The 19,427-nt window shown below is 71.3% G+C and carries 22 protein-coding genes and 1 tRNA gene; 12 read left to right on the top strand and 11 right to left on the bottom strand.

Annotated elements, in window-relative coordinates; all coding sequences use genetic code 11:
• Positions 1–179: 179 nt before the first annotated feature.
• The gene (locus MKK55_RS24360; protein WP_243938067.1) at positions 180–572 is read right to left on the bottom strand and encodes a nuclear transport factor 2 family protein; all 393 of its coding nucleotides are present in this window, start codon (positions 570–572) and stop codon (positions 180–182) included.
• Positions 573–708: 136 nt separating this feature from the next.
• Positions 709–1,284, bottom strand: a complete 576-nt coding sequence (locus tag MKK55_RS24355) for a L,D-transpeptidase (RefSeq protein WP_243935198.1) — start codon at positions 1,282–1,284, stop codon at positions 709–711.
• A gap of 279 nt (positions 1,285–1,563) precedes the next feature.
• Here MKK55_RS24355 and MKK55_RS24350 point away from each other — a divergent pair, with 279 nt between their 5' ends.
• The 3 genes from MKK55_RS24350 to MKK55_RS24340 all read left to right on the top strand — a co-directional run bounded on the left by MKK55_RS24350 (position 1,564) and on the right by MKK55_RS24340 (position 3,362).
• The gene (locus MKK55_RS24350; RefSeq protein WP_147725679.1) at positions 1,564–2,250 is read left to right on the top strand and encodes a response regulator transcription factor; all 687 of its coding nucleotides are present in this window, start codon (positions 1,564–1,566) and stop codon (positions 2,248–2,250) included.
• Between the two features lie 7 nt (positions 2,251–2,257).
• Positions 2,258–2,836 (top strand): methylated-DNA--[protein]-cysteine S-methyltransferase, encoded by a 579-nt coding sequence (locus MKK55_RS24345; RefSeq protein ID WP_243938065.1) that lies wholly within the window; start codon positions 2,258–2,260, stop codon positions 2,834–2,836.
• Positions 2,837–2,909: 73 nt separating this feature from the next.
• Entirely contained in the window at positions 2,910–3,362 is a 453-nt protein-coding gene (locus MKK55_RS24340; protein WP_243938064.1) for a cyclic nucleotide-binding domain-containing protein, read from the top strand.
• Positions 3,363–3,387: 25 nt separating this feature from the next.
• Here MKK55_RS24340 and MKK55_RS24335 read toward each other — a convergent pair whose 3' ends face one another.
• Together MKK55_RS24335 and MKK55_RS24330 are read right to left on the bottom strand one after the other, a co-directional pair.
• Entirely contained in the window at positions 3,388–4,290 is a 903-nt protein-coding gene (locus MKK55_RS24335; protein ID WP_243938062.1) for an alpha/beta fold hydrolase, read from the bottom strand.
• A gap of 1 nt (position 4,291) precedes the next feature.
• Positions 4,292–5,323 (bottom strand): SDR family oxidoreductase, encoded by a 1,032-nt coding sequence (locus MKK55_RS24330; RefSeq protein ID WP_243938059.1) that lies wholly within the window; start codon positions 5,321–5,323, stop codon positions 4,292–4,294.
• Positions 5,324–5,644: 321 nt separating this feature from the next.
• On the opposite strand from MKK55_RS24330, the gene dapD reads away from it, so the two are divergent.
• Together dapD and MKK55_RS24320 are read left to right on the top strand one after the other, a co-directional pair.
• A complete protein-coding gene (dapD, locus tag MKK55_RS24325; RefSeq protein ID WP_147729790.1) occupies positions 5,645–6,490 on the top strand; it encodes a 2,3,4,5-tetrahydropyridine-2,6-dicarboxylate N-succinyltransferase in 846 nt (281 codons plus the stop codon).
• Positions 6,491–6,510: 20 nt separating this feature from the next.
• Positions 6,511–7,371 carry an alpha/beta fold hydrolase gene (locus tag MKK55_RS24320; protein WP_243938057.1) on the top strand — a complete coding sequence of 287 codons (861 nt, stop codon included), beginning with the start codon at positions 6,511–6,513 and terminating at the stop codon, positions 7,369–7,371.
• Between the two features lie 6 nt (positions 7,372–7,377).
• Here the strand turns inward: MKK55_RS24320 and MKK55_RS24315 are convergent, their stop codons facing one another.
• Both MKK55_RS24315 and sfnG read right to left on the bottom strand, forming a co-directional pair.
• Entirely contained in the window at positions 7,378–8,640 is a 1,263-nt protein-coding gene (locus tag MKK55_RS24315; protein ID WP_243938055.1) for an SfnB family sulfur acquisition oxidoreductase, read from the bottom strand.
• 88 nt (positions 8,641–8,728) lie between these two features.
• Entirely contained in the window at positions 8,729–9,832 is a 1,104-nt protein-coding gene (sfnG, locus tag MKK55_RS24310) for a dimethylsulfone monooxygenase SfnG (protein ID WP_243938053.1), read from the bottom strand.
• A gap of 553 nt (positions 9,833–10,385) precedes the next feature.
• Between sfnG and MKK55_RS24305 the strand changes: the two genes are divergently transcribed.
• The 7 genes from MKK55_RS24305 to MKK55_RS24275 all read left to right on the top strand — a co-directional run bounded on the left by MKK55_RS24305 (position 10,386) and on the right by MKK55_RS24275 (position 15,981).
• Entirely contained in the window at positions 10,386–10,967 is a 582-nt protein-coding gene (locus tag MKK55_RS24305; protein WP_243935187.1) for an NAD(P)H-dependent oxidoreductase, read from the top strand.
• A gap of 8 nt (positions 10,968–10,975) precedes the next feature.
• Positions 10,976–11,929 carry an aliphatic sulfonate ABC transporter substrate-binding protein gene (locus tag MKK55_RS24300; RefSeq protein ID WP_243938051.1) on the top strand — a complete coding sequence of 318 codons (954 nt, stop codon included), beginning with the start codon at positions 10,976–10,978 and terminating at the stop codon, positions 11,927–11,929.
• A 6-nt stretch (positions 11,930–11,935) separates the two neighbouring features.
• A complete protein-coding gene (locus tag MKK55_RS24295) occupies positions 11,936–12,961 on the top strand; it encodes a sulfonate ABC transporter substrate-binding protein (RefSeq protein ID WP_243938050.1) in 1,026 nt (341 codons plus the stop codon).
• Complete coding sequence (gene ssuC, locus MKK55_RS24290) at positions 12,958–13,737, top strand: aliphatic sulfonate ABC transporter permease SsuC (protein WP_243938048.1); 780 nt, start codon at positions 12,958–12,960, stop codon at positions 13,735–13,737. The genes MKK55_RS24295 and ssuC overlap by 4 nt, the downstream gene beginning before the upstream one ends.
• Positions 13,737–14,633: an ATP-binding cassette domain-containing protein gene (locus MKK55_RS24285; protein ID WP_243938046.1), complete on the top strand. Its 897-nt coding sequence runs from the start codon at positions 13,737–13,739 to the stop codon at positions 14,631–14,633. The genes ssuC and MKK55_RS24285 overlap by 1 nt, the downstream gene beginning before the upstream one ends.
• A 20-nt stretch (positions 14,634–14,653) precedes the next feature.
• On the top strand, positions 14,654–15,829 hold the full coding sequence (ssuD, locus tag MKK55_RS24280) for an FMNH2-dependent alkanesulfonate monooxygenase (RefSeq protein ID WP_243938045.1): 1,176 nt from the start codon (positions 14,654–14,656) through the stop codon (positions 15,827–15,829).
• A 78-nt stretch (positions 15,830–15,907) separates the two neighbouring features.
• A tRNA-Gly gene (locus tag MKK55_RS24275) sits at positions 15,908–15,981 on the top strand.
• Positions 15,982–16,036: 55 nt separating this feature from the next.
• Here the strand turns inward: MKK55_RS24275 and MKK55_RS24270 are convergent.
• From MKK55_RS24270 to coaD, 5 genes are all read right to left on the bottom strand, one after another.
• The gene (locus tag MKK55_RS24270) at positions 16,037–16,288 is read right to left on the bottom strand and encodes a hypothetical protein (protein WP_147841842.1); all 252 of its coding nucleotides are present in this window, start codon (positions 16,286–16,288) and stop codon (positions 16,037–16,039) included.
• 726 nt (positions 16,289–17,014) lie between these two features.
• Positions 17,015–17,473, bottom strand: a complete 459-nt coding sequence (locus MKK55_RS24265) for a peptidylprolyl isomerase (protein ID WP_147841843.1) — start codon at positions 17,471–17,473, stop codon at positions 17,015–17,017.
• Positions 17,474–17,543: 70 nt separating this feature from the next.
• Positions 17,544–18,041: a hypothetical protein gene (locus tag MKK55_RS24260; protein ID WP_243938043.1), complete on the bottom strand. Its 498-nt coding sequence runs from the start codon at positions 18,039–18,041 to the stop codon at positions 17,544–17,546.
• A 6-nt stretch (positions 18,042–18,047) separates the two neighbouring features.
• Positions 18,048–18,596, bottom strand: coding sequence for a peptidylprolyl isomerase (locus MKK55_RS24255; RefSeq protein WP_147841844.1), 549 nt, complete (start codon positions 18,594–18,596; stop codon positions 18,048–18,050).
• Positions 18,597–18,627: 31 nt separating this feature from the next.
• Entirely contained in the window at positions 18,628–19,131 is a 504-nt protein-coding gene (coaD, locus tag MKK55_RS24250; RefSeq protein WP_147841845.1) for a pantetheine-phosphate adenylyltransferase, read from the bottom strand.
• Between the last annotated feature and the right edge of the window lie 296 nt (positions 19,132–19,427).

The raw sequence follows: 19,427 nt of genomic DNA, 5'->3' as shown, positions 1-19,427 counted from the left end.
GACCCGGCGTCGGTGAAGGGCCGGTTATGCCGACGCTTCAAAAGTCTGTCCCGGCCGGAAAGAGATCGGTTCGGTCGACGGTCCGCCTGCGGTCCGAAGTCGACCGCCCGTCGCCGATGGCCCCCCGCACGCCGGCGAAGCCCCGTGCCTTGGTGGGCGCGGTGGTGCTCGACGCGCCCCTAGGTTTTCGGCGGGTCCAGCATGACCCAGAGGCGGGTGATCCGCCCATCGACGACGTTCGCGACGTCCGCGCCGGTGACGACGACCGGCCCGTTCCGAGGGCCGCCTTTCCAGCGCAGGACGCCGAGCCCGTGATGCCCGACCGCGACGCCATCGGGCGCGAAGCGGAAGTCCGGCCCGAACTGCTCGAGAAGCTTGCCGGCGATCTCGGAGATCGCCGCACGGCCCACGACGACGGTCGTCGGCTCGTACATGACCGGGTCGGCGACGAAGAGCTCATCGAGGGCGCGCTCGCGCTTCGCGCCGTCGCGTTCGTTGAAGATGCGTTCGAGATCCGCGCGCAGCAGGCGGTCGTAGTCCGGCGCGTCCGGCGTCTTGGTCTCGTCCCGCACGGCTCATCCTCCGGCGGTGGCGATCTGCGCGAGGAGGGTATCGGCCCAGACGCCAGATGAGAAGCCATGGATAGGCAAAGATTCTGGTGTCACGGCTTCATGGCGGCCGACGGTCCTGGTCTCGATCCTCGCGCGATCACCCGATCACGAGGCGGGTGCGCGGCCCGAGGCGGCGCAGGAGCCGGAGCAGGTCGGCGCGCTTGAGCGCGACGCAGCCCTCCGTCGGCGTGTAGCCCGGCCGGGCGATGTGCAGGAAGATCGCCGAGCCGCGGCCGGGGCGGATCGGGCCGCGGTTGTGGTCGAGGTCGATCACCACGTCGTAGAGACCGTCGTCGCGCCACATCCGTTCCGCGCTCACGCCCGGCGCGGGCAGGGCGATCGGCCGGTTGTAGCGGCGGTCGCGGACGTCGTCGCACCAGCCGTCGCCCGGCGCCGTCCGGCGTAAGGGGAGGGCGGTGGCAGGGCGAGGAAGATGGTCGGGCCGATAGCTGCCGCCGCGCAGGCGGACGCGACCGCGCGGCGATCCGCCGTCGCCCTCGCGCTTCACCTGCACGATGCCGCCGCTTCCCAGGGCGCAGGGGATGACCGCGTCGCCGGCCTGAAGCAGGCCCTTGCGCCGGTCGCCGACGCGCGGGTGCACGCGAAGCGTCGCCAGGGTGGTCGTCTTGCCGGGTCGGGAGCCGGTTCGGGGAGGGCGAGGTCGTTGAATCATGATGCTGCGCGAGAGTGATTCCAGGCTCGGCGTTCGGGGCCCCGATCGGCTCCGCCCGCCCGTGCCGGCCCCGTCCTGCGAGGCCCATACGGGCAGGATGTCACCGTAATGGTCGAATAATTGTGCACAAGGCAATTCCCCGCCGCGAAAAGCGCGTTATTCTAAGGCGACTACCCGGGTCGAAGAACCCTCGGGTTTTTGGGAGCGAGATCGCCCGCGCGCCGGAGTTCCGGGGCACGACTCGTTCCGGTCGTACCCTGTCGAAGAGTTCCTCGGACGATGTCCAACGCCTACCGCCTTCTCATCTGCGACGACGACGCGATCCTGCGCGAGACCCTGACCGAGCAGCTCGACCTCTGCGAGGAGTTCACGGTGGTCGCCGAGGTCGATGCGGGCCGGGCCATCGCCCGCGTCGCCGCCGACCGGATCGATCTCGCGGTGATGGATGTCGGGCTGCCCGACATGGATGGGCGCGAGGCCGTCCGCCTGATGCGGAAGAACGGCTTCAAGGGGCCGGTCATCATGCTGACGGCGCAGGATTCCGAGGCCGACACCGTCGAGGGCCTCGAGGCGGGCGCCAACGACTACGTCACCAAGCCGTTCAAGTTCGCGATCCTGCTCGCCCGCATCCGCGCGCACCTGCGCAGCCACGAGGCGTCCGAGGACGCGGTCTTCCAGATCGGCCCCTACACCTTCAAGCCGGGCGCGAAGCTCCTGGTCGGCGAGCGCGGCTCCAAGCTGAAGCTGACCGAGAAGGAGACCGCAATCCTGCGCTTCCTCTATCGCGCCGGGCGCGAGGTGGTCGGCCGCGACACGCTGCTCGCCGAGGTCTGGGGCTACAACGCGCAGGTCACGACGCACACGCTCGAGACCCACATCTACCGGCTCCGGCAGAAGATCGAGCCGAATCCGGGGCTCGCCGCGATTCTCGTCACCGAGGGCGGCGGCTACAAGCTGCTGCCGTGATGCCGGCATGAGGGCCGCCCCGGTCGCCCTTCGGCGCGAGACCCTTGCGAGCCCGATCGGAACGCTCGTCCTCCTCACCGACGCGGACGGGCGGCTGCGGGTCGCCGACTTCGACGATTATCGCGACCGCATGGAAACGCTGCTCGAACGCGGCTACGGTCGCGGCGGCTGGTCGATCGCCGACAGCCCGCATCCGAGCGGGGCGTTGCGCGCGCTCGCGGACTACTTCGACGGCGACCTCACCGCCATCGACGCGATAGAGACGGCCACCGGCGGGACCGTGCTGCAGCGGGCGGTCTGGGCCGCGTTGCGCGCCGTGCCGCCCGGGACGACCGAGAGCTACGGCGCGCTCGCGGCGCGAATCGGGCATCCGCGCGCGGTGCGCCCGGTCGGCGCCGCCAACGGTGCGAACCCGATCTGCGTGGTGGTACCGTGCCACCGCGTCGTCGGCGCGAACGGCACGCTCACCGGTTACGGCGGCGGCCTGGAACGCAAGCGCTGGCTCCTCGACCACGAGGCCCGCCATGTCGGGCGCGGCGGCGTGGAGCGTCACGCCGACCTGCTCGGGGCGGCGCTGCTGCGCTGAGCCCGTTCCCCGTTCCCCGTTCCCGACGCTTCCGCTAAGGATCGCCGATCGGATGGGGAAGGACCGGCGCGGGTTGGGCATCGAAGACGACATCGCGATCCTCGCCGCCGCGCCGGTGTTCGAAGCCTTCGGGCGCGACGCCCTGCGCCTGCTCACCTTCGCCGCCGAGCGCCGGTCGCTGGATCCCGGCGAGCGGCTGTTCGCCCGCGGCGATCCTGCCGACGGCGGCTTCATCGTCCTGTCGGGCACGATCGCCCTCGAGCCGCGCGTGCCCGGCGGCGAGACGATCCAGGCCGGGCGCTCTGCGCTGATCGGGCGGCTCGCCCTGTTCGTCCGCGGCGAGCGGCCGAGCGAGGCCACCGCGCGCGACGCGGCGGAGGTCATGCGCATCACCCCGACGCTGATGCGTAGGGTGCTGGAGGAGTTCCCCGACGCCGCGGCCGCGATCCACGACGCGTTGGCCGAGGACCTGACCGGATTGAACCGGGGCTTCGACCGGGTCCGCGCCATGCTCGACGCGGGTTGAGCGACCGGGCCACTGTGGCCGGCGGTCACGATCGTGGCAGGACGGCGCGCGCAGCCTCCGTCACCGCATCGGCGCGGAAGTGGTGCAGCATGTGCCCGATGCCCGGCAGCCGCTCGTAACGGGCGCCGGGGATCACGCGGGCGGCCAGAGCGCCGTGGATCATCGGGTTGACCACGATGTCGGCATCGCCCGCCAGGATCCGCACCGGCACACGGCAGGTCGCGTAGGCCGTCGCGCTCCGGCTCAGCGCCACCCAGAGCGACAGCGCATCCTCCGCCTCGGCGACGATCTGGCCGGACCGCCCGGCGAACCCGAACGGGAACGCCTCGGCGAAGGCCTTCGGCATCGTCTGCGGCAGGAACATCGCGTTCCACAGCATCGGCAGCAGCGTCGGGTCGGCGGACGCCCCGAGAGCCCGCGACAGCACCGGGCCGGACACGGGGGCGGCGCGCGGGCCGAACAGCACCTGCTCGAGGCGAAGCTCCGGAAAGCAGACCGGGGCGAGCGCCACGATGCCGGCGACGTCGTCGGGGTAGAGCAGCCCGTAGGCCAGCGCGACGGCGCCCCCGTAGGAATGCCCGACGATCACCGGGCGATGCAGCCCGAGCGATCGCACGGCCGTCTGGATCAGCTCGGCTTGGCGCCAGGGCGAGGCGTCGGTTCCGCGGGCGCGGGTGCTAAGTCCGTGCCCCGGCCGGTCGACGGCGACCACCCGGAAGTGCCGGGCGAGCGCCGGCACCGGACCGAGCCACATGTCCTCCAGCGTCATCAGCGTGCCGTGGATGGCGACGAGGTCCGGCCCGGCACCGGTCTCGGCATAGGCGATCGACCGCCCGTCCGGCAGGTCGACCATCTTGCGCGGGACGATGCGCTGGGTCTCGGGGGGAGGGCCGGGCAGGCCGGGCGTGTCGAGCAGCAGGGCGGCCATCCTAGAGCGAGCGCCTGCGCCCGCGGAACGGATTGCCCGCCTTGCTGCCGATGCCCGTCAGCGCCAGCGCGGCGAGGCCGAGCCCGATCAGCCCCGCCGTCGCGGCGACCGGATGCAGGGTCGCCCGGGTGTAGGCGCTGGTGCGCATCACGTAGCCCGGCTGGGTGCCGCGGACCGCGCCCGCATGCTTCGGCGCATGCAATGCGCCGGCCGGGTCGCGCGGTGCCTCGCCGCGCCTCTGCATCGCGATGATCGCCGGCGCCAGCAGATCGTAGGCACCCGGCGCGAATTCCTTGCCGGCCACCATCAGCTTGCCGCCCCCGCCGACGATGATGTCGCGCTGCGGATGCACGGCGGCGTGCAGGATGGCGTTCGCGACCTCCTCGGGCGGGTAGATCGGCGGCGGCAGCATCGGCTCCCGGTCCATGTAGTTGCGCGCCCGCTGCGGCAGCGGCGTGTCGATCGAGGTCGGCTTGACCAGCGTCACCGAGACCGGCGCCTCCTCGGCCAGCAGCTCCATGCGCAGGGCGTCGGTGAACCCCTTCACGGCGTGCTTGCTCGCTACGTACATGCCCTGGAACGGGAAGGCGAGGTCGGAGGCGACGCTGCCGAGATTGATCAGCGCACCGCCGCGGCGGCGCAGGTGCTCGACGGCGACGAGCGACCCGAACACGGTGCCCCAGAGGTTGGTCTGGATCAGGCGGAGATTGTCCGCGTCGGACACCTCGCGCAGCGGCCCGTAGATGGTGAGGCCGGCGACGTTCACCCAGGTGTCGAAGCCGCCGAACGCGGCCACCGCGCGATCGGCCACGGCCTGGACCTCGGCCCGGTTCCCGACATCGCAGGCGACGGCGATCGCCCGGCCGCCGGACGCCTCGATCTCCGACCGCACGGTCTCGAGAACGTCGGCGCTGCGGGCCGCCAGCACCACGCGTGCGCCCCCGGCCGCGGCCCGGCGGGCGGTCGCGAGCCCGATGCCGCTCGACGCGCCGGTGACGACGACGACCTGATCGCGCAATGCCTTGTGTCTCATGCCGTCCCATCGCTCCACGCACCGGTCGGCACGGAGCCGCGGTCTTCGGGAGCTACCCGCGAAACCGTGAGATGTTGCCGAACGAGGCGCGATCCAGGCGCGTCCGTTGCACGCAGGCGTTCGAGTGCCCGAGCCGGCCGGCTCGGGTTCGAGCGGCTGCGGAAGCCATGCGCCGGCGAGGCGATGTCGCGGGTGCTGCGCACGGTGATCCGTATGCGGGACGGCGGCCGGACGCCGTCCCGGGCCCCGGGACCGTCAGGTGACAGGGCGGTCGGCCGCTTGTAAGCACGGGCGCTCACGAAAACCCTGTCCGGAAGACCCATGTCCCACGCCGCCCTCGCCCAGACCATCGAAGCCGCCTGGGAGGACCGCGCCGGCATCGACACGAGCACGCGCGGCGCCGTTCGCGAGGCGGTCGAGGCGGCCCTCGCCCTGCTCGATTCCGGCGAGGCGCGCGTCGCCGAGAAGAGCGGCGACCAGGATTGGGTCGTCAACCAGTGGCTGAAGAAGGCGGTGCTGCTGTCCTTCCGCCTCAACGACATGGCGCCGATCTCCGGCGGCCCCGGCGAGGCGCCGTGGTGGGACAAGGTGCCCTCGAAGTTCGAAGGCTGGAGCGAGGCCGAGTTCCGCGCCGCGGGCTTCCGCGCCGTTCCCGGCTGCTTTGTCCGCCGCGGCTCGTTCATCGCGCCCGGCGCCGTGCTGATGCCGTCGTTCATCAATCTCGGGGCGCGGGTCGGCAAGGGCACCATGGTCGACACCTGGGTGACGATCGGCTCCTGCGCCCAGGTCGGCGACAACTGCCACATCTCGGGCGGCGCCGGCATCGCCGGCGTGCTCGAGCCGCTGCAGGCCAACCCGGTGATCATCGAGGACAACTGCTTCATCGGCGCCCGCGCCGAGGTGGCCGAGGGCGTGATCGTCGGCGAGGGCAGCGTGCTGTCGATGGGCGTCTACATCGGCGCCTCGACCCGCATCGTCGACCGCACCACCGGCGAGGTCTTCTACGGCCGCGTGCCGCCCTATTCGGTGGTCGTCTCCGGCACGATGCCGGGCAAGGCGCTGCCGGACGGCTCGCCCGGACCGGGCCTGTACTGCGCCGTCATCGTCAAGCGCGTCGACGCCGGCACCCGCGCCAAGACCGCGATCAACGAGCTGCTGCGCACCTGATCCGAGCCGGGCCCGATCCGATGCGCGAGACCGCGACCCTCGACCTCACGGTGGCCGGCCGCTCGGTGCCGACGCCGTGCGATCGGATCGGGGCCGGCCCCGACGTGCTGCTGCTGCCGGCGCTCTCGACGATCGCGTCGCGAGCCGAGATGCGCGGCCTCGCCGACCAGCTCGCCTGGGACCATCGCTGCCTGATCCCGGACTGGCCCGGCTTCGGTGCGCATCCGCGGGCGCGGCTGCCGCTGAATCCGGCGACGTTCCACGCCTATCTCGACGCGCTGCTCGCGGCTGCACCCGGCCCCTACACACTCGGCGTCGCCGCCGGCCACGCGGCGGGCTACCTGGTGGCCGCCGCCCGCCGGCATCCGAAGGCGTTCGCCCGGCTCGTCCTGGTGGCGCCGACCTGGCGCGGCCCGCTTCCGACCGTGATGGGACCGGAGCGCCGGGGCCTGTTCACCGCGATCCGCCGCGCGGTCGAGATGCCGGGGCTGGGCGACGCCCTCTATGCCCTCAACATCCGGCCCAAGGTGATCGGCCGGATGATGCGCGCTCACGTCTACGGCGACGCGGCGCACGTCACCGACGCGCTGATCGCGGAGAAGACCGCGATCACCCGCCAGCGCGGCGCGCGCTTCGGCACGGCGGCCTTCGTCACCGGCGGGCTCGATCCGGTGCCGACGCGCGAGGCCTTCCTCGCCCTGTTCGGCGACGGCCTGCCGCCGATCCGGGTGCTGCGTTCGAGCCGCGCCCCGCGCCGGTCCGGCGCCGATATGGACGCGCTCGTCGCGTCGGGCCGCGTCGAGGGCCGACCGGTGCCGGGCGCCCTCAGCCCGCACGAGGAATATCCGGCCGAGACCGCCGAGGCGATCCGCGCGGCCTGACGCGCCTCAGCTCCAGGCGTGGGAGGGGGGCGTCACCCCGTTAAGCGCGTGGTTGCCGACGATCGCCACCTTCCAGCGGACGGGGTCGTGCAGCGTGTGCGTCCGCGCGTTGCGCCAGTGCCGGTCGAGGTTGTGCTCGGCGAGCGTCGAGCGGGTGCCGCCGAGCTCGAACAGCTTGTTCGAGGCCGCGAGCGCGATCTCGGTGGTCAGCACCTTCGATTCGGCGACCGCGATCTTGGCGGCATTCACCAGCCCCGCATCGTGGTCGACGAGCGCGGCGTCGATCGCGAGGCCGGCGCGGTCGAGGATTGCTTCGGCCGCGTGCAGGCGGATGGTGAGGTCGCCGACGGCCTGGATGGTGTAGGGGTCGTCGGAGGCCCGATCCTGACCGGCATCGATGCACGGCCGCGCCTTCTCGCGCACGAAGGCGATGGTGTCGTCGAGGGCCGCGCGGCCGATGCCGGCGTCGATCGCCGCCTGGATGATCTGGAAGATCGCCCCGTCGAGGCGCGGCAGCTCCTGATAGGCCTTCCAGGCCGGGACGAGGTGGCTCTTCTCCACCCGCACGGCCTCGATCAGCACCGTGCCGCTCGCCGTGCCGCGCTGGCCGAAGGCCGACCAGTCGTCGATCACCGTCAGACCGGGCGCGTTGCGGTCGGCGATCGCGTACCAGGCGAGACCCGCATCGTCGACGGCGACGATCGGCACGAGGTGGGCGAGCAGCGCCCCGGTGGCGTAGAACTTTTGGCCCTGCACGATCACGTGGTCGCCGTGGTCGGTGAAGTGGGTGGCGAAGTCGGCGGCGCGCCCCGTGCCCTTCTCCGAGAATGCGTTGCCGAAGCGGGTGCCGCGCAGCACCTCGGCGAACAGGAGGGCCTGCTGCTCGGGGTCCGACACGGTGCGGATCGCGGCGACGATGCCGAGGTGGTTCTGCGCGATCTGCGCGATCGAGGGGTCGGCCGCGGCGACGATGGCGATCACCTGCGCCAGCGTCCGATACGACACCTCGGGGCCGCCGTGCTCGCGCGGAACGTTGATCGACCATAGGCCGCTCTGCGAGAACCGGTCGAGCTCCGCCAGCGGCCGGGCATGCGCGAGGTCGCGCTCCGACGCCCCCTCGCGGATCGAGGCGGCGAGCGCGTGGGCGACGCGGATCGCCTCGGCGTCGTCGCGGATGACGTGGGCGGCCTCGGATGGACGGGCCGGGCCCGGGACGCCGCGAGAGGACGCTGTTCCGGACAGCGCCTGGGTGCTGACGGCGATGGTCATCGATGTCTCCGAAGTTCGAGGGCGGTCGTCGGATACGCATCCGCCTCTTCCCGATCGCGCGGCGAGGGGATGCTCGGCATCGGCGCGCCTACGCCGCCTCGGCGCGCTCGGCGCGGGCCGCTTCGAGCGCGCGGACCCGCGGGATGATGTGCGCGCCGAAATACGCCACGTCCTCCTGGAAATGCAGGAAGGCCAGCAGCGCGAGATCGGTCCCGGCATCCTTGAGCGCGATGATGCGCTCGGCGATCTGGTCCGGCGTGCCGATCAGGTTGGTCTTGAAGCCGTCGTTGTACTGGACGAGGTCCTCGAAGGTCGATTTCGCCCAGTTGCCCTCGCCCTCGGGCGAAGCCCGGCCGGCGTTCTTCGCCTCCTGGCCGAAAGCCTTCACCGCATCCGGGTTGGCATGGTCAAGGATCTCCTGCAGCACGGCGCGCGCCTCGGCCTCGGTGTCGCGCGCGATGACGAAGGCGTTCACGCCGACCTTGACCGCATGGCCGTTGGCGGCGGCCTTCGCCTGCAGGTCGGCGACCTGCGCCCGGATGCCCTCGGGGGTGTTGCCGTTGGTGAAGTACCAATCCGACACCCGCGCCGCCATGTCGCGCGCCGCCCGCGACGAGCCACCCTGGAAGATCTCCGGCGTCACCGCCGGCTTCGGCTTGAGGTTGTAATCGGTGTAGCGATAGAAATCGCCGCGGAACGTGTAGTTCTCCTGGGTCCAGATCCCGCGAAGCGCGGTGATGAACTCCTCGGAGCGCCGGTAGCGCTCGTCGTGGTCGAGCCACGGCTCGCCGATGGCGCGGAACTCGCCCGAGAACCAGCCCGAGACCACGTTGATCGCGATGCGGTTGTCGGTCAGTTCGCTGATCGTCGCGATCTGCTTGGCCGCGATGGTCGGGTTCCACGGCCCGGGCAGCAGCGCGGCGATGACCTTGAGCTTGGTCGTCACGGCGAGCAGCGCGTGGCTGAAGGCCACCGATTCATGCTGGTACTCGGCGCCGTAGCCGGCGGTGAAGCGGATCTGCGTCAGCGCGTAGTCGAAGCCGGCATCCTCGGCGATCCGCGCGAGCTTGCGGTTGTAATCGCCGTCCCAGCTCGTGCGCTGCGGGATTGCGCTGATGACGAGCCCCCCGGAGACGTTCGGCACCCAGTAGGCGAAGCGGATCGGCTCTTCGGTCGCGTTGCGGTTTGTCATGGGGTTGCGCCTCCTCGTCGGTCAGGCCTCCCGCAAGGGCGAAGAGCGATCGTCCCGCATGGTCGCGGATCGAAGATCGCATCGAGCAGCCGCTCGCCGTCGTGCCGATTTGCCTGTCTGCCAAGTATTTCCAAAGTCGATGCCGCCGTCAAAGGAAGCAACGCGCAATCTTTTGACTGAATGAGCAAGAAATTTTCGTCGCCCGCCCTTCCGGGGAACGAAGCTTCCCCGAGCCGAGCGCAGCGGCCGACGCACCACGCGAACGATCGTATCGGCGTTCTTCACAAAGAACGATGGTGGGCCGAGCTCGTAGAATAGGTCGGTCGTTTCGTGGCGCACAAGGGGAAGGAGAACGAAAAACCCCCTCCCGGTCGCATCGGGCAACGATCACCTCAACCGGAGCGTTCTTTTGCAAGAACGTTTCATTGACCGCGTGCACCGCACGCCTCACCTTTGGGAGGACATCGCGGCACGGTCCGAACGGGTGGCGGGGCGGCCGTCCCGCGTCCGGACCGTGCCTTGCGCCACCTTTCTTTCGAGACGAGATCCGACGATGACGCGACCGAAACTCGTGGGCTTCAGCGCCAACCTTCAGCGCCCGTCCAAGACCCGCGCACTGGTCGAGGCCGTAGCCGAGGCCGCCACCGTCGACGGCGGCCTCGACCTTCGGCTGTTCGATCTCGTCGATGCCGGCACCGGGCTCGGCGCGGCCTGGTCGCGGGATGCGCTGTCGCTTCCCGCCCGCCGGGTGATCGAGGCGATCGAGGGCGCCGACGCGCTGGTCGTCGGCTCGCCGGTCTACAAGGGCAGCTTCACCGGGCTGTTCAAGCACGTCTTCGACCTGATCGATCCGGCGGCCCTGGCCAATAAGCCGGTCGCGATCGTCGCCACCGGCGGCGGCGCCCGCCACGCGCTCGTCGTCGAGCATTCGTTCCGGCCGCTGTTCGGGTTCTTCGGCGCCCTCCAGGTGCCGACCACCGTCTACGGCTCCGATCCGGACTTCACCGACGGCCTCCCGACCGATGCGGGCGTGCGCGAACGGATCGCCCAGGCCGGCGCCCAGCTCGCGGCCCTGCTGCGCGCCGGGATCGCGGCGGAATCGTCCGCCCCCGTGGCGCTCGCCGCTGCGCGCTGAGACCCGCGATGATCGACCGCCGCCGCCTCGTCGCCACGGCCCTCGCCGCGGCGCTGCCCCTGACCCGTCCGGCGGTGGCCGCCGAGCCGGGCGTGCTGCGCATCGGCTACCAGAAGAACGGCATCCTCGTGGTCGCCAAGCAGCAGGGCGTGATCGAGGAGCGCCTGGCCAAGCTCGGCCATAGCGTGCGCTGGATCGAGTTCTCCTTCGGGCCGCCGCTGCTCGAGGCCTTGTCCCTCGACGGCATCGATTTCGGCCAGACCGGCGACGCCCCGCCGATCTTCGCGCAGGCCGCCAAGTCGAGCCTGGTCTATGCCGCGGCGCAGGAGGCCGGCGGCTCGGGCTCGGGCATCCTGCTGCCCAAGGGCTCGACGATCCGGTCGCTGGCTGAGCTGAAGGGCAAGCGCGTCGCCTTCGCCAAGGCGTCGAGCGCGCACAACCTCACGGTCGCCGCGCTGGAGAAGGCGGGCCTCACCTACGCCGACATCGAGCCGGTGACGCTGGCGCCCGCCGACGCCGCGGCGGCGTTCTCGCGCGGCAGCATCGACGCCTGGACGATCTGGGACCCGTACTACGCCATCGCGGAGGGCGGCGACGGCGTCCGCGTGCTGGCGACGGCTAAGGCGATCGCGCGGCAGAACAACTTCTTCCTGGCGAGCCGCGCCTTCGCGGAGGGCCGCGGCGCGGTGCTGGCCGAGGTGATCGACGTGCTCGGCGGCGTCGCGCGCTGGTGCGGCGACAACCGCGGCGAGGTCGCCGACCTGCTTTCGAAGGGCACCGGCGTGCCCCTCGCCGCCACCCGTCGCGCGGTCGACCGCACCGACTACCTCATCGGCCCAATGAACGACCGCGTCGCCGCCGAGCAGCAGGTGATCGCCGACCGCTTCCACGCCCTGAAGCTGATCCCGAAGCCGATCCGCGTCGCCGACGCGGTCTGGATTCCACCCGCACGCAACGGCTGATCCGCGATGACCGACGACCACTTCTCGCGCGCGCCGCGTGCGGCGCTCGACGCTCTGACGGAGGCCGGCGCGCAGATGCGACGCCGCACCCTGCTCTCGGCCGGCCTCGGCCTCGCGGCGGCGGTCGCGCTACGTCCGGCCCGCGCTGCGTCCGCTGTCCGGATCGGCTACCAGAAATACGGGTCGCTGGTCCTGCTGAAGGGCCGCGGAACCCTCGAGACGGCGCTCGCGCCCCTCGGCTACGAGGTCGCGTGGTCGGAGTTTCCCTCCGGTCCGCCGCTGCTCGAGGCGCTGAACGCCGGGGCGATCGACCTCGGCTCGGCCGGCGAGGCGCCGCCGATCTTCGCCCAGGCCGCCAACGCCGACCTGCGCTACGTCGGCACCGAGCCGCCGGCCCCGCGGGGCGAAGCGATCCTGGTGCCGAAGGACAGCCCGATTCGCGCCGTCTCGGACCTGCGCGGCAAGACCATCGCGTTGAACAAGGGCTCCAACGTCCACTTCCTCGTGGTGCGCGCCCTGGAGAAGGCCGGCATCGCCTACGATGCGGTCAGGCTCGTCTTCCTCTCGCCGGCCGACGCGAACGCCGCCTTCGTGCGCGGCTCGGTCGACGCCTGGGCGATCTGGGACCCCTATCTCGCCGCCGCCGAGCGCTCGACCGGTGCGCGCATCCTCGCCGACGGCACCGGGATCGCACCGAACCGCCAGTTCTACCTGTCGCGCCGCGCCTTCACCGAGGCGAGCCCGGACATCGTGTCCGCGATCCTGAAGGCGATCGCCGAGGTCGACACCTGGGCCGCCGGCAACGGCGGCACGGTCGCCTCCGAGCTTGCACCCTCGGTCGGCATCCCGGCGCCGGTGCTCACGGTGGCGCTCGATCGCCTGTCCTACGGGGTCGCGGCCCTCGACGCGCAGACGATCGCCGACCAGCAGGCGGTGGCCGACGCCTTCCACGCCCTCGGCCTGCTGCCGAAACCGATCCGGGTCGCGGACGCGGTCTGGGCCCACCCGCAACGCAAGGCCGAGCTCCGATGAGCCCCACCCCCTCCCGCATCCGCGACGCCGCCGTGCCCTGGCTGCTGCCGGTGGCGATCCTCGTCGGCTGGCAGGCGGCGGTCTCGGCCGGCCTGGTCTCGAACCGCTTCATGCCGGCGCCGCTCGACGTGATCCGCGCCGGGATCGAGGCCGGCCGCACCGGCGAGCTTTGGACCAATCTCGGCGTCAGCACGCTGCGCGCGCTCGCCGGCTTCGTGGTCGGCGGCGGCATCGGCTTCGGCCTCGGCCTCGCCAACGGGCTCTCGCGCCTGTCCGAGCGCCTGACCGACACCTCGGTTCAGATGGTGCGCAACGTGCCCCACCTGTCGCTGATCCCGCTGGTGATCCTGTGGTTCGGCATCGGCGAGGAGGCCAAGCTGTTCCTGGTGGCGCTCGGCGTGTTCTTCCCGATCTACGCCAACACCCTGCACGGCATCCGCTCGGTCGATCCGGCCCTGGTCGAGATGGGCCGCGTCTACGGCATGTCGAACGCCGAGCTGTTTCGCCGCGTGGTGTTGCCAGGCGCGCTGCCGTCGATCTTCGTCGGCCTGCGTTACGCCCTCGGGATCATGTGGCTGACGCTCATCGTCGCCGAGACCATCTCGGCCTCCTCGGGCCTCGGCTACATGGCGATGCAGGCACGCGAGTTCATGCTGGTCGACGTCGTGGTGCTGGCGATCCTGATCTACGCCGCGCTCGGCAAGCTCGCCGACGCGCTGACGCGGCAGCTGGAGCGCAGCTGCCTCGCCTGGAACCCCGCCTACAGGAGCGCCTGATGCTGCTCGACGCCCAACTCCGCGACAAGCCGCCGGCGCGGGAACCGGACACCGGCGCGCGTGCGCTGTCCCAGGGGGAGAGGGTCGCGACGCCCTCGGGCAGCGCGCAACCTTCATCCCGATCCTCCCCCGACCGGGCGGGGGAGCAACGCGGCATCGCGGTCACCGTCCGCGACCTCCACAAGAGCTTCGACGGCAACGCCGTGATCGCGGGGCTCGACCTGTTCCTGCACGCCGGCGGCTTCACGGCGGTGGTCGGCCGCTCCGGTTGCGGCAAGAGCACCCTGCTGCGCCTGATCCTCGGCCTCGAGACCCCGACCTCCGGGCGCATCGGCCTCGACGAAGCCGAGGCCGGTCCGCGCCGGTCTCAGCGGCCGCGGCGCATCATGTTCCAGGAGCCGCGGCTGCTGCCCTGGGCCCGCGTGGTCGACAACGTCGCCGTCGGACTGTCCGGCACCGGCACCAAGGCCGAGCGTCGGGCGCGTGCGCTCGCGGCCCTCGAGGAGGTCGGCCTGGCCGACAAGGCCGGCGTCTGGCCCGCCACCCTGTCCGGCGGCCAGCGCCAGCGCGTGGCGCTCGCCCGGGCGCTGGTCAGCGGACCCGGCCTGCTGGCGCTCGACGAGCCGCTCGGCGCGCTCGACGCGCTCACCCGCATCGGCATGCAGGACCTGATCGAGCGGATCTGGCGGGCGCAGGGCTTCACCGCGCTCCTCGTGACCCACGACGTTGCGGAAGCCGTGGCGATGGCCGACCGCATCCTCGTCGTCGACGAGGGCCGCATCGCCCTCGATCTGCGGGTCGACGTGCCCCGGCCGCGCCGCCGCGGCGATCCCGACCTGGCGCGGCTCGAAGGCCGCATCCTCGAGCACCTGCTCGGCACGCCCTCGGCGGCCTGAGCCGACACGGAGACCTTTCGATGACCGCCTCGACCGACGGAAAGACCGACGTCCTCTGGTTCCTGCCGACGCACGGCGACGGCCGCTATCTCGGTGCGTCGGAGGGCGCGCGCGACGTGTCGCTGAGCTATCTCCGCCAGATCGCGCAGGGCGCCGACGCCCTCGGCTATTACGGCGTGCTGCTGCCCACCGGCCGCTCCTGCGAGGATTCCTGGGTGATCGCCTCGGCGCTCGCGCCGCTGACGCAGCGCCTGCGCTTCCTCGTCGCCGTGCGTCCCGGCCTGATGGAGCCCTCGGCGGCCGCCCGCATGGCCTCGACGCTGGACCGGATCTCCGATGGGCGCCTGCTGATCAACGTCGTCACCGGCGGCGATCCGGTGGAGCTGCGCGGCGACGGCGTGTTCCTCGACCACGACGCGCGCTACGCGGTGACCGACGAATTCCTCCACATCTGGCGCGGCCTGATGGCCGGCGAGACCGTCTCGTTCACGGGCAAGCACCTCTCGGCGGAGGCCGGCCGGCTGATCTTCCCGCCGGTGCAGAAGCCCTATCCGCCGCTCTACTTCGGCGGCTCGTCGCCGGCCGGCATCGACGTAGCGGCCGAGCATTGCGACGTCTACCTCACCTGGGGCGAGCCGCCGGCCGGCGTCGCCGAGAAGATCGCGACCGCGAAGGCGGCCGCTGAGGCGCGCAGCAAGACCTTCTCCTACGGCATCCGCCTGCACGTCATCGTCCGCGAGACCGAGGGCGAGGCGTGGGCGGCGGCCGACCGCCTGATCTCGAAGCTCGACGACGCCACCATCGCCAAGGCGCAGGCCACGCTGAAGCGCCAGGATTCGGTCGGGCAGAGCCGGATGATGGCGCTGCACGGCGGAAGCCGGGACAAGCTTCAGGTCTCGCCGAACCTCTGGGCCGGCGTCGGGCTGGTGCGCGGCGGTGCCGGCACGGCGCTGGTCGGCTCGGCCGATCAGATCGCCGACCGCATGAAGGAGTACATCGATCTCGGGATCGACCGCTTCATCCTCTCCGGCTACCCGCATCTCGAGGAGGCCTACCGCTTCGCCGAGCTCGTCTTCCCGAAGCTGCCGCTGCGCGCCACCACCGGCATCGGCCCCTCGAACGCCCGCAACGACGGCCCGTTCGGCGAGGTGATGGCCAACGACATCGTGCCGACGCGGCAGGTCGCGGCGCACTGAGAACCACGCCGGGAGGGGCCGGATCGCAGCGTCTCCGGCCTTCTCAAGCTCACCGCGCCATGCTATCCGGCGCGGATCGCGGGTGTAGCTCAATGGTAGAGCAGCAGCCTTCCAAGCTGAATACCCGGGTTCGATTCCCGGTACCCGCTCCACCCCTTCTGTAGATCATGCCGACGGTCGCGACGCCTGCCATTTACGGTTCGGGCGCTACCAAGTGACTGCGTTGAAGCGCTCGATCAGGCGCGGGCCGTCCCAGACCTCGATCACCCGGCCTTCGGCGAGCGCGAGCGCCTGCGCGATGGCTTCGTCGTCGCCGAATGCCGGCAACGGGTGAAGGCTCTTCGCGCCGTCGCGGGCGGTGATGACCGCGTGATAGCGCGGACCTGCGGGGGACGCCCTGCGGCTGCGGGCGATCGCGACCGGCGCCTGCAAGGTTTCGTCCTGGATCGCCTCGCTCACGCCCGTATCCCGCTTCTCGGCCATCCGGTGTGTTCTTGCTCGCGCATGGCCATGGACGACATCGTGTCGATCCGCGTCCGCACCCGCGAGCGCCGGCCTCGGCACGATGGCTCCGCGGCGGAAGAGATCGACGCGCCAACCGTGACGTGTTCGAATGACGGGCGAGCGCAACCGTCACGCTAAGTTGCCGGCGCAAGATCGACACCAACATGGGTTAAATTCGCCGGGCGTTCCGGGTGCGCGCCAGCGACCCGGACGACGCCGAGCGAGCGGTCCCGCCCAAGCATCGCTACGGCGAGCGATGCGAGCGCCTTCGGGGCGCAGACGGGTTCGTGACGAGTCCGGCCACCGTGTCGAGCCCGATGACGAGCGGGATCGAGCGATCGCCGATCGAGCAACCGCCGGCGGGGCCATGGCGCTGCAAGCGGACGGCTCGATCCTGGCATAGCATCGTCGCGAATGGCTCAGCCGAATTGCATGATCCGGCATTCGCGGAGGGGGTGCGGGTAGGGCGTCGGCGCCTCCCGATCTTTCGATCCTCGATCCTCGATCCGATACGGCTGCCGTCGGCAGTTCGCGCTCGACGATCGTCTGCTCGATGGAGGCATGCATCGCCTCCGCCGCGGGCGAGGGATCGACGGCTAAAACGGGTATCGCGTGCAGAAAACTTGGGGCGTGGGGCACCGCCCGTCGCCCGGTTCTCGGGGGCGACGGGCGCGTCCGGGTTCAGGCGGCGGCGATGCTCGCCTTGACGATCTTGTCGGGCGAGCGCGGCGGCTCGCCCTTGTTGATCGTGTCGACCACGTCCATGCCTTCGACGACCTTGCCCCAGACGGTGTACTGCTTGTCCAGGAAGCGGGCGTCGTCGAAGCAGATGAAGAACTGCGAGTTCGCCGAGTGCGGGAAGTTGGTGCGCGCCATCGAGCAGGTGCCGCGGGTGTGCGGCTCGGCGTTGAACTCGGCGTTCAGGTCGGGAAGGTCGGAGCCGCCCGAGCCGGTGCCGGTGGGATCGCCGGTCTGCGCCATGAAGCCGTCGATGACGCGGTGGAACGGCACGCCGTCGTAGAAGCCCTGGCCGGCGAGCGTCTTGATGCGCTCGACGTGGTTCGGCGCGAGGTCGGAGCGCAGCGCGACGACGACGCGGCCCTTGGTGGTCTCGAGGACGAGGTTTTCGGTGTCGGCCATGTCGGTCTCCAGGTTGTTCAGGGCGGGGGCGCTGCGCCTGGCTGCGGCGCGGCGGGGTGATCGGTGGCCGTCATCCGGGTCGGTTCGCGGTGACCTTCCGGTAGACGAAACGTAGGGCGACGGGACGCCCGGCGATCGCTCGGCCGAGGCCGGGCGTGATCTGGGCCGGCAGGCAACGGTTCAATCCGTCGATCGTCGCATGCACCAGGGTCGGGCGCGTCTTCGGACCGACGCCCCTCGCATACGTGATCCGCGGCGGCCCGAGCAAGCTTCCGTCGCGCCGGAGCGACAGCCGCGCGGTGATCTCGACGTTCGACGCATCCTCGAGGATGGCGGGCGGGCGCCAGCACGCCGCGAGGGCGGGATAGAGCTCGGCCAGGGTGTTCGGGCGCGGAACCGGCTTCACCGCGAGCGGGACGACGATCGTCGCCCGCAACGTCTGCGGCAGGCTCAGCGGATAGCCGGGGCCTTCGCCGTCGAACGCGTAGCCGTAGAACGGCTGGGCGCCCGCGGCGGCGGGCACGAGGGCGACGAGGAGGGTCGCCGACGCGCGGTGCAGGCCCCGCATCGCCGCTTACTTGGCCTTCTCGGCCAGCTGCATCTTGACGATCTTGTCCGGGTTCTGGACCGCGCCGCCGGCGGCGCCGGGCGCCGCCTTCTTGATCTTGTCGACGGCATCCATGCCGTCGGAAACGAGGCCGACCACGGTGTACTGGCCGTTCAGGAAGGAGGCATCGCCGAGACAGATGAAGAACTGCGAGTTGGCCGAGTTCGGATCTGACGAGCGCGCCATGCCGACGGTGCCGCGGCGGAACTGCGCCGAGGAGAACTCGGCCGGGATGTCGGGCAGGCTCGAGCCGCCGGTGCCGTTGCCCTTCGGGTCGCCGGTCTGGGCCATGAAGCCGTCCATCACCCGGTGGAACTTCAGGCCGTTGTAGAAGCCCTGGGCGATCAGAGTCTTGAGCTGCTTGACGTGCTTGGGCGCGATGTCCGGGCGCAGCTCGATCGTGACGCGGCCGTCCTTGGTGTCGAGGTAGACGGTGTTGGCGTCGGCGGCGCGGGCGGCGGAGGCCCCGAGCGTGAGGGAGAGCGCGAGCGCGAAAACGGCGTTGCGGCGGTTCATGGGGATCGTCTCCTTGAGAAGCGTTGGGGGCTCAGCTGCGGCTCGCGAAGCGGGCCGCGAGGCGTTCGGCAACTTGGGCCGGCACGAAGGGCGAGACGTCGCCGCCCATCGCGGCGATCTGCCGGACGAGCGTCGCGGTGATCGGGCGGACCTGGATCGAGGCCGGCAGGAACACGGTCTGGACTTCGGGCGCCATCGCGCCGTTCATGCCGGCAAGCTGCATCTCGTAGTCGAGATCGGTGCCGTCGCGCAGGCCGCGGATGAACAGGCTGGCGCCGCAGCGGCGCGCCGCCGTCACGGCGAGGTCGTCGAAGGTCGCGATCTCCAGCTCCGTCCCCTCGGCGGCGGCGAGCGGCGCGCAGGTCTCCGCGAGCAGCTCGGCCCGCGCCTCGGCGGAGAAGAGCGGGGCCTTGCCGGGATGGACGCCGATCGCGATCACGAGGCGCGGCACCAGCCGACAGGCTTGGCGGACGACGTCGAGATGGCCGTTGGTCACCGGATCGAAGGAGCCGGCATAGAGCGCGGTGCGGTTCATGCCCGCAACGCCCTAGAGGATTTTCGTGACGAACGGAACCGCCGGCCCCGGCGAATGGACCGCCGGCCGGAAACGCGCGGAAGGGCGGAAGCGCTTCCGCTCCCACCCTTCCGGTCGATCTCGATCGATCCGGGCGGCCCGCCGCCCGGCGCAGATCCTAGTGGTTGAGCCCTGACGGTTGAGTCCGTGTGGGGTTTCGGTTTGCGCCCCATCCTGCGAGTCTGGCGGGATGCGCAGTGGCATCTCTTTCACGCTCTCCACCTCGGATCGCCTTCGGCTCGAAGCACTCGTCGCGG

Origin of the sequence: Methylobacterium sp. J-059 (assembly GCF_022829485.1) — a bacterium.
In the GTDB taxonomy this organism is placed as follows: domain Bacteria; phylum Pseudomonadota; class Alphaproteobacteria; order Rhizobiales; family Beijerinckiaceae; genus Methylobacterium.
Note: the sequence above shows the minus strand (reverse complement) of the source record. Positions and strands in the feature narration are given on the sequence as shown.

Excerpts from the sequence above, each read along its gene's own strand:
- ssuD (WP_243938045.1), top strand. The coding sequence starts at position 14,654 with ATGACCGCCTCGACCGACGGAAAGACCGACGTCCTCTGGTTCCTGCCG.
- MKK55_RS24260 (WP_243938043.1), bottom strand. The coding sequence starts at position 18,041 with ATGCGGGGCCTGCACCGCGCGTCGGCGACCCTCCTCGTCGCCCTCGTG.
- coaD (WP_147841845.1), bottom strand. The coding sequence starts at position 19,131 with ATGAACCGCACCGCGCTCTATGCCGGCTCCTTCGATCCGGTGACCAAC.
- MKK55_RS24320 (WP_243938057.1), top strand. The coding sequence starts at position 6,511 with ATGCGCGAGACCGCGACCCTCGACCTCACGGTGGCCGGCCGCTCGGTG.
- MKK55_RS24285 (WP_243938046.1), top strand. The coding sequence starts at position 13,737 with ATGCTGCTCGACGCCCAACTCCGCGACAAGCCGCCGGCGCGGGAACCG.
- MKK55_RS24315 (WP_243938055.1), bottom strand. The coding sequence starts at position 8,640 with ATGACCATCGCCGTCAGCACCCAGGCGCTGTCCGGAACAGCGTCCTCT.
- MKK55_RS24345 (WP_243938065.1), top strand. The coding sequence starts at position 2,258 with ATGAGGGCCGCCCCGGTCGCCCTTCGGCGCGAGACCCTTGCGAGCCCG.
- MKK55_RS24305 (WP_243935187.1), top strand. The coding sequence starts at position 10,386 with ATGACGCGACCGAAACTCGTGGGCTTCAGCGCCAACCTTCAGCGCCCG.
- sfnG (WP_243938053.1), bottom strand. The coding sequence starts at position 9,832 with ATGACAAACCGCAACGCGACCGAAGAGCCGATCCGCTTCGCCTACTGG.
- MKK55_RS24295 (WP_243938050.1), top strand. The coding sequence starts at position 11,936 with ATGACCGACGACCACTTCTCGCGCGCGCCGCGTGCGGCGCTCGACGCT.
- ssuC (WP_243938048.1), top strand. The coding sequence starts at position 12,958 with ATGAGCCCCACCCCCTCCCGCATCCGCGACGCCGCCGTGCCCTGGCTG.
- MKK55_RS24330 (WP_243938059.1), bottom strand. The coding sequence starts at position 5,323 with ATGAGACACAAGGCATTGCGCGATCAGGTCGTCGTCGTCACCGGCGCG.
- MKK55_RS24300 (WP_243938051.1), top strand. The coding sequence starts at position 10,976 with ATGATCGACCGCCGCCGCCTCGTCGCCACGGCCCTCGCCGCGGCGCTG.
- MKK55_RS24355 (WP_243935198.1), bottom strand. The coding sequence starts at position 1,284 with ATGATTCAACGACCTCGCCCTCCCCGAACCGGCTCCCGACCCGGCAAG.
- MKK55_RS24335 (WP_243938062.1), bottom strand. The coding sequence starts at position 4,290 with ATGGCCGCCCTGCTGCTCGACACGCCCGGCCTGCCCGGCCCTCCCCCC.
- MKK55_RS24255 (WP_147841844.1), bottom strand. The coding sequence starts at position 18,596 with ATGAACCGCCGCAACGCCGTTTTCGCGCTCGCGCTCTCCCTCACGCTC.
- MKK55_RS24265 (WP_147841843.1), bottom strand. The coding sequence starts at position 17,473 with ATGGCCGACACCGAAAACCTCGTCCTCGAGACCACCAAGGGCCGCGTC.
- MKK55_RS24350 (WP_147725679.1), top strand. The coding sequence starts at position 1,564 with ATGTCCAACGCCTACCGCCTTCTCATCTGCGACGACGACGCGATCCTG.
- dapD (WP_147729790.1), top strand. The coding sequence starts at position 5,645 with ATGTCCCACGCCGCCCTCGCCCAGACCATCGAAGCCGCCTGGGAGGAC.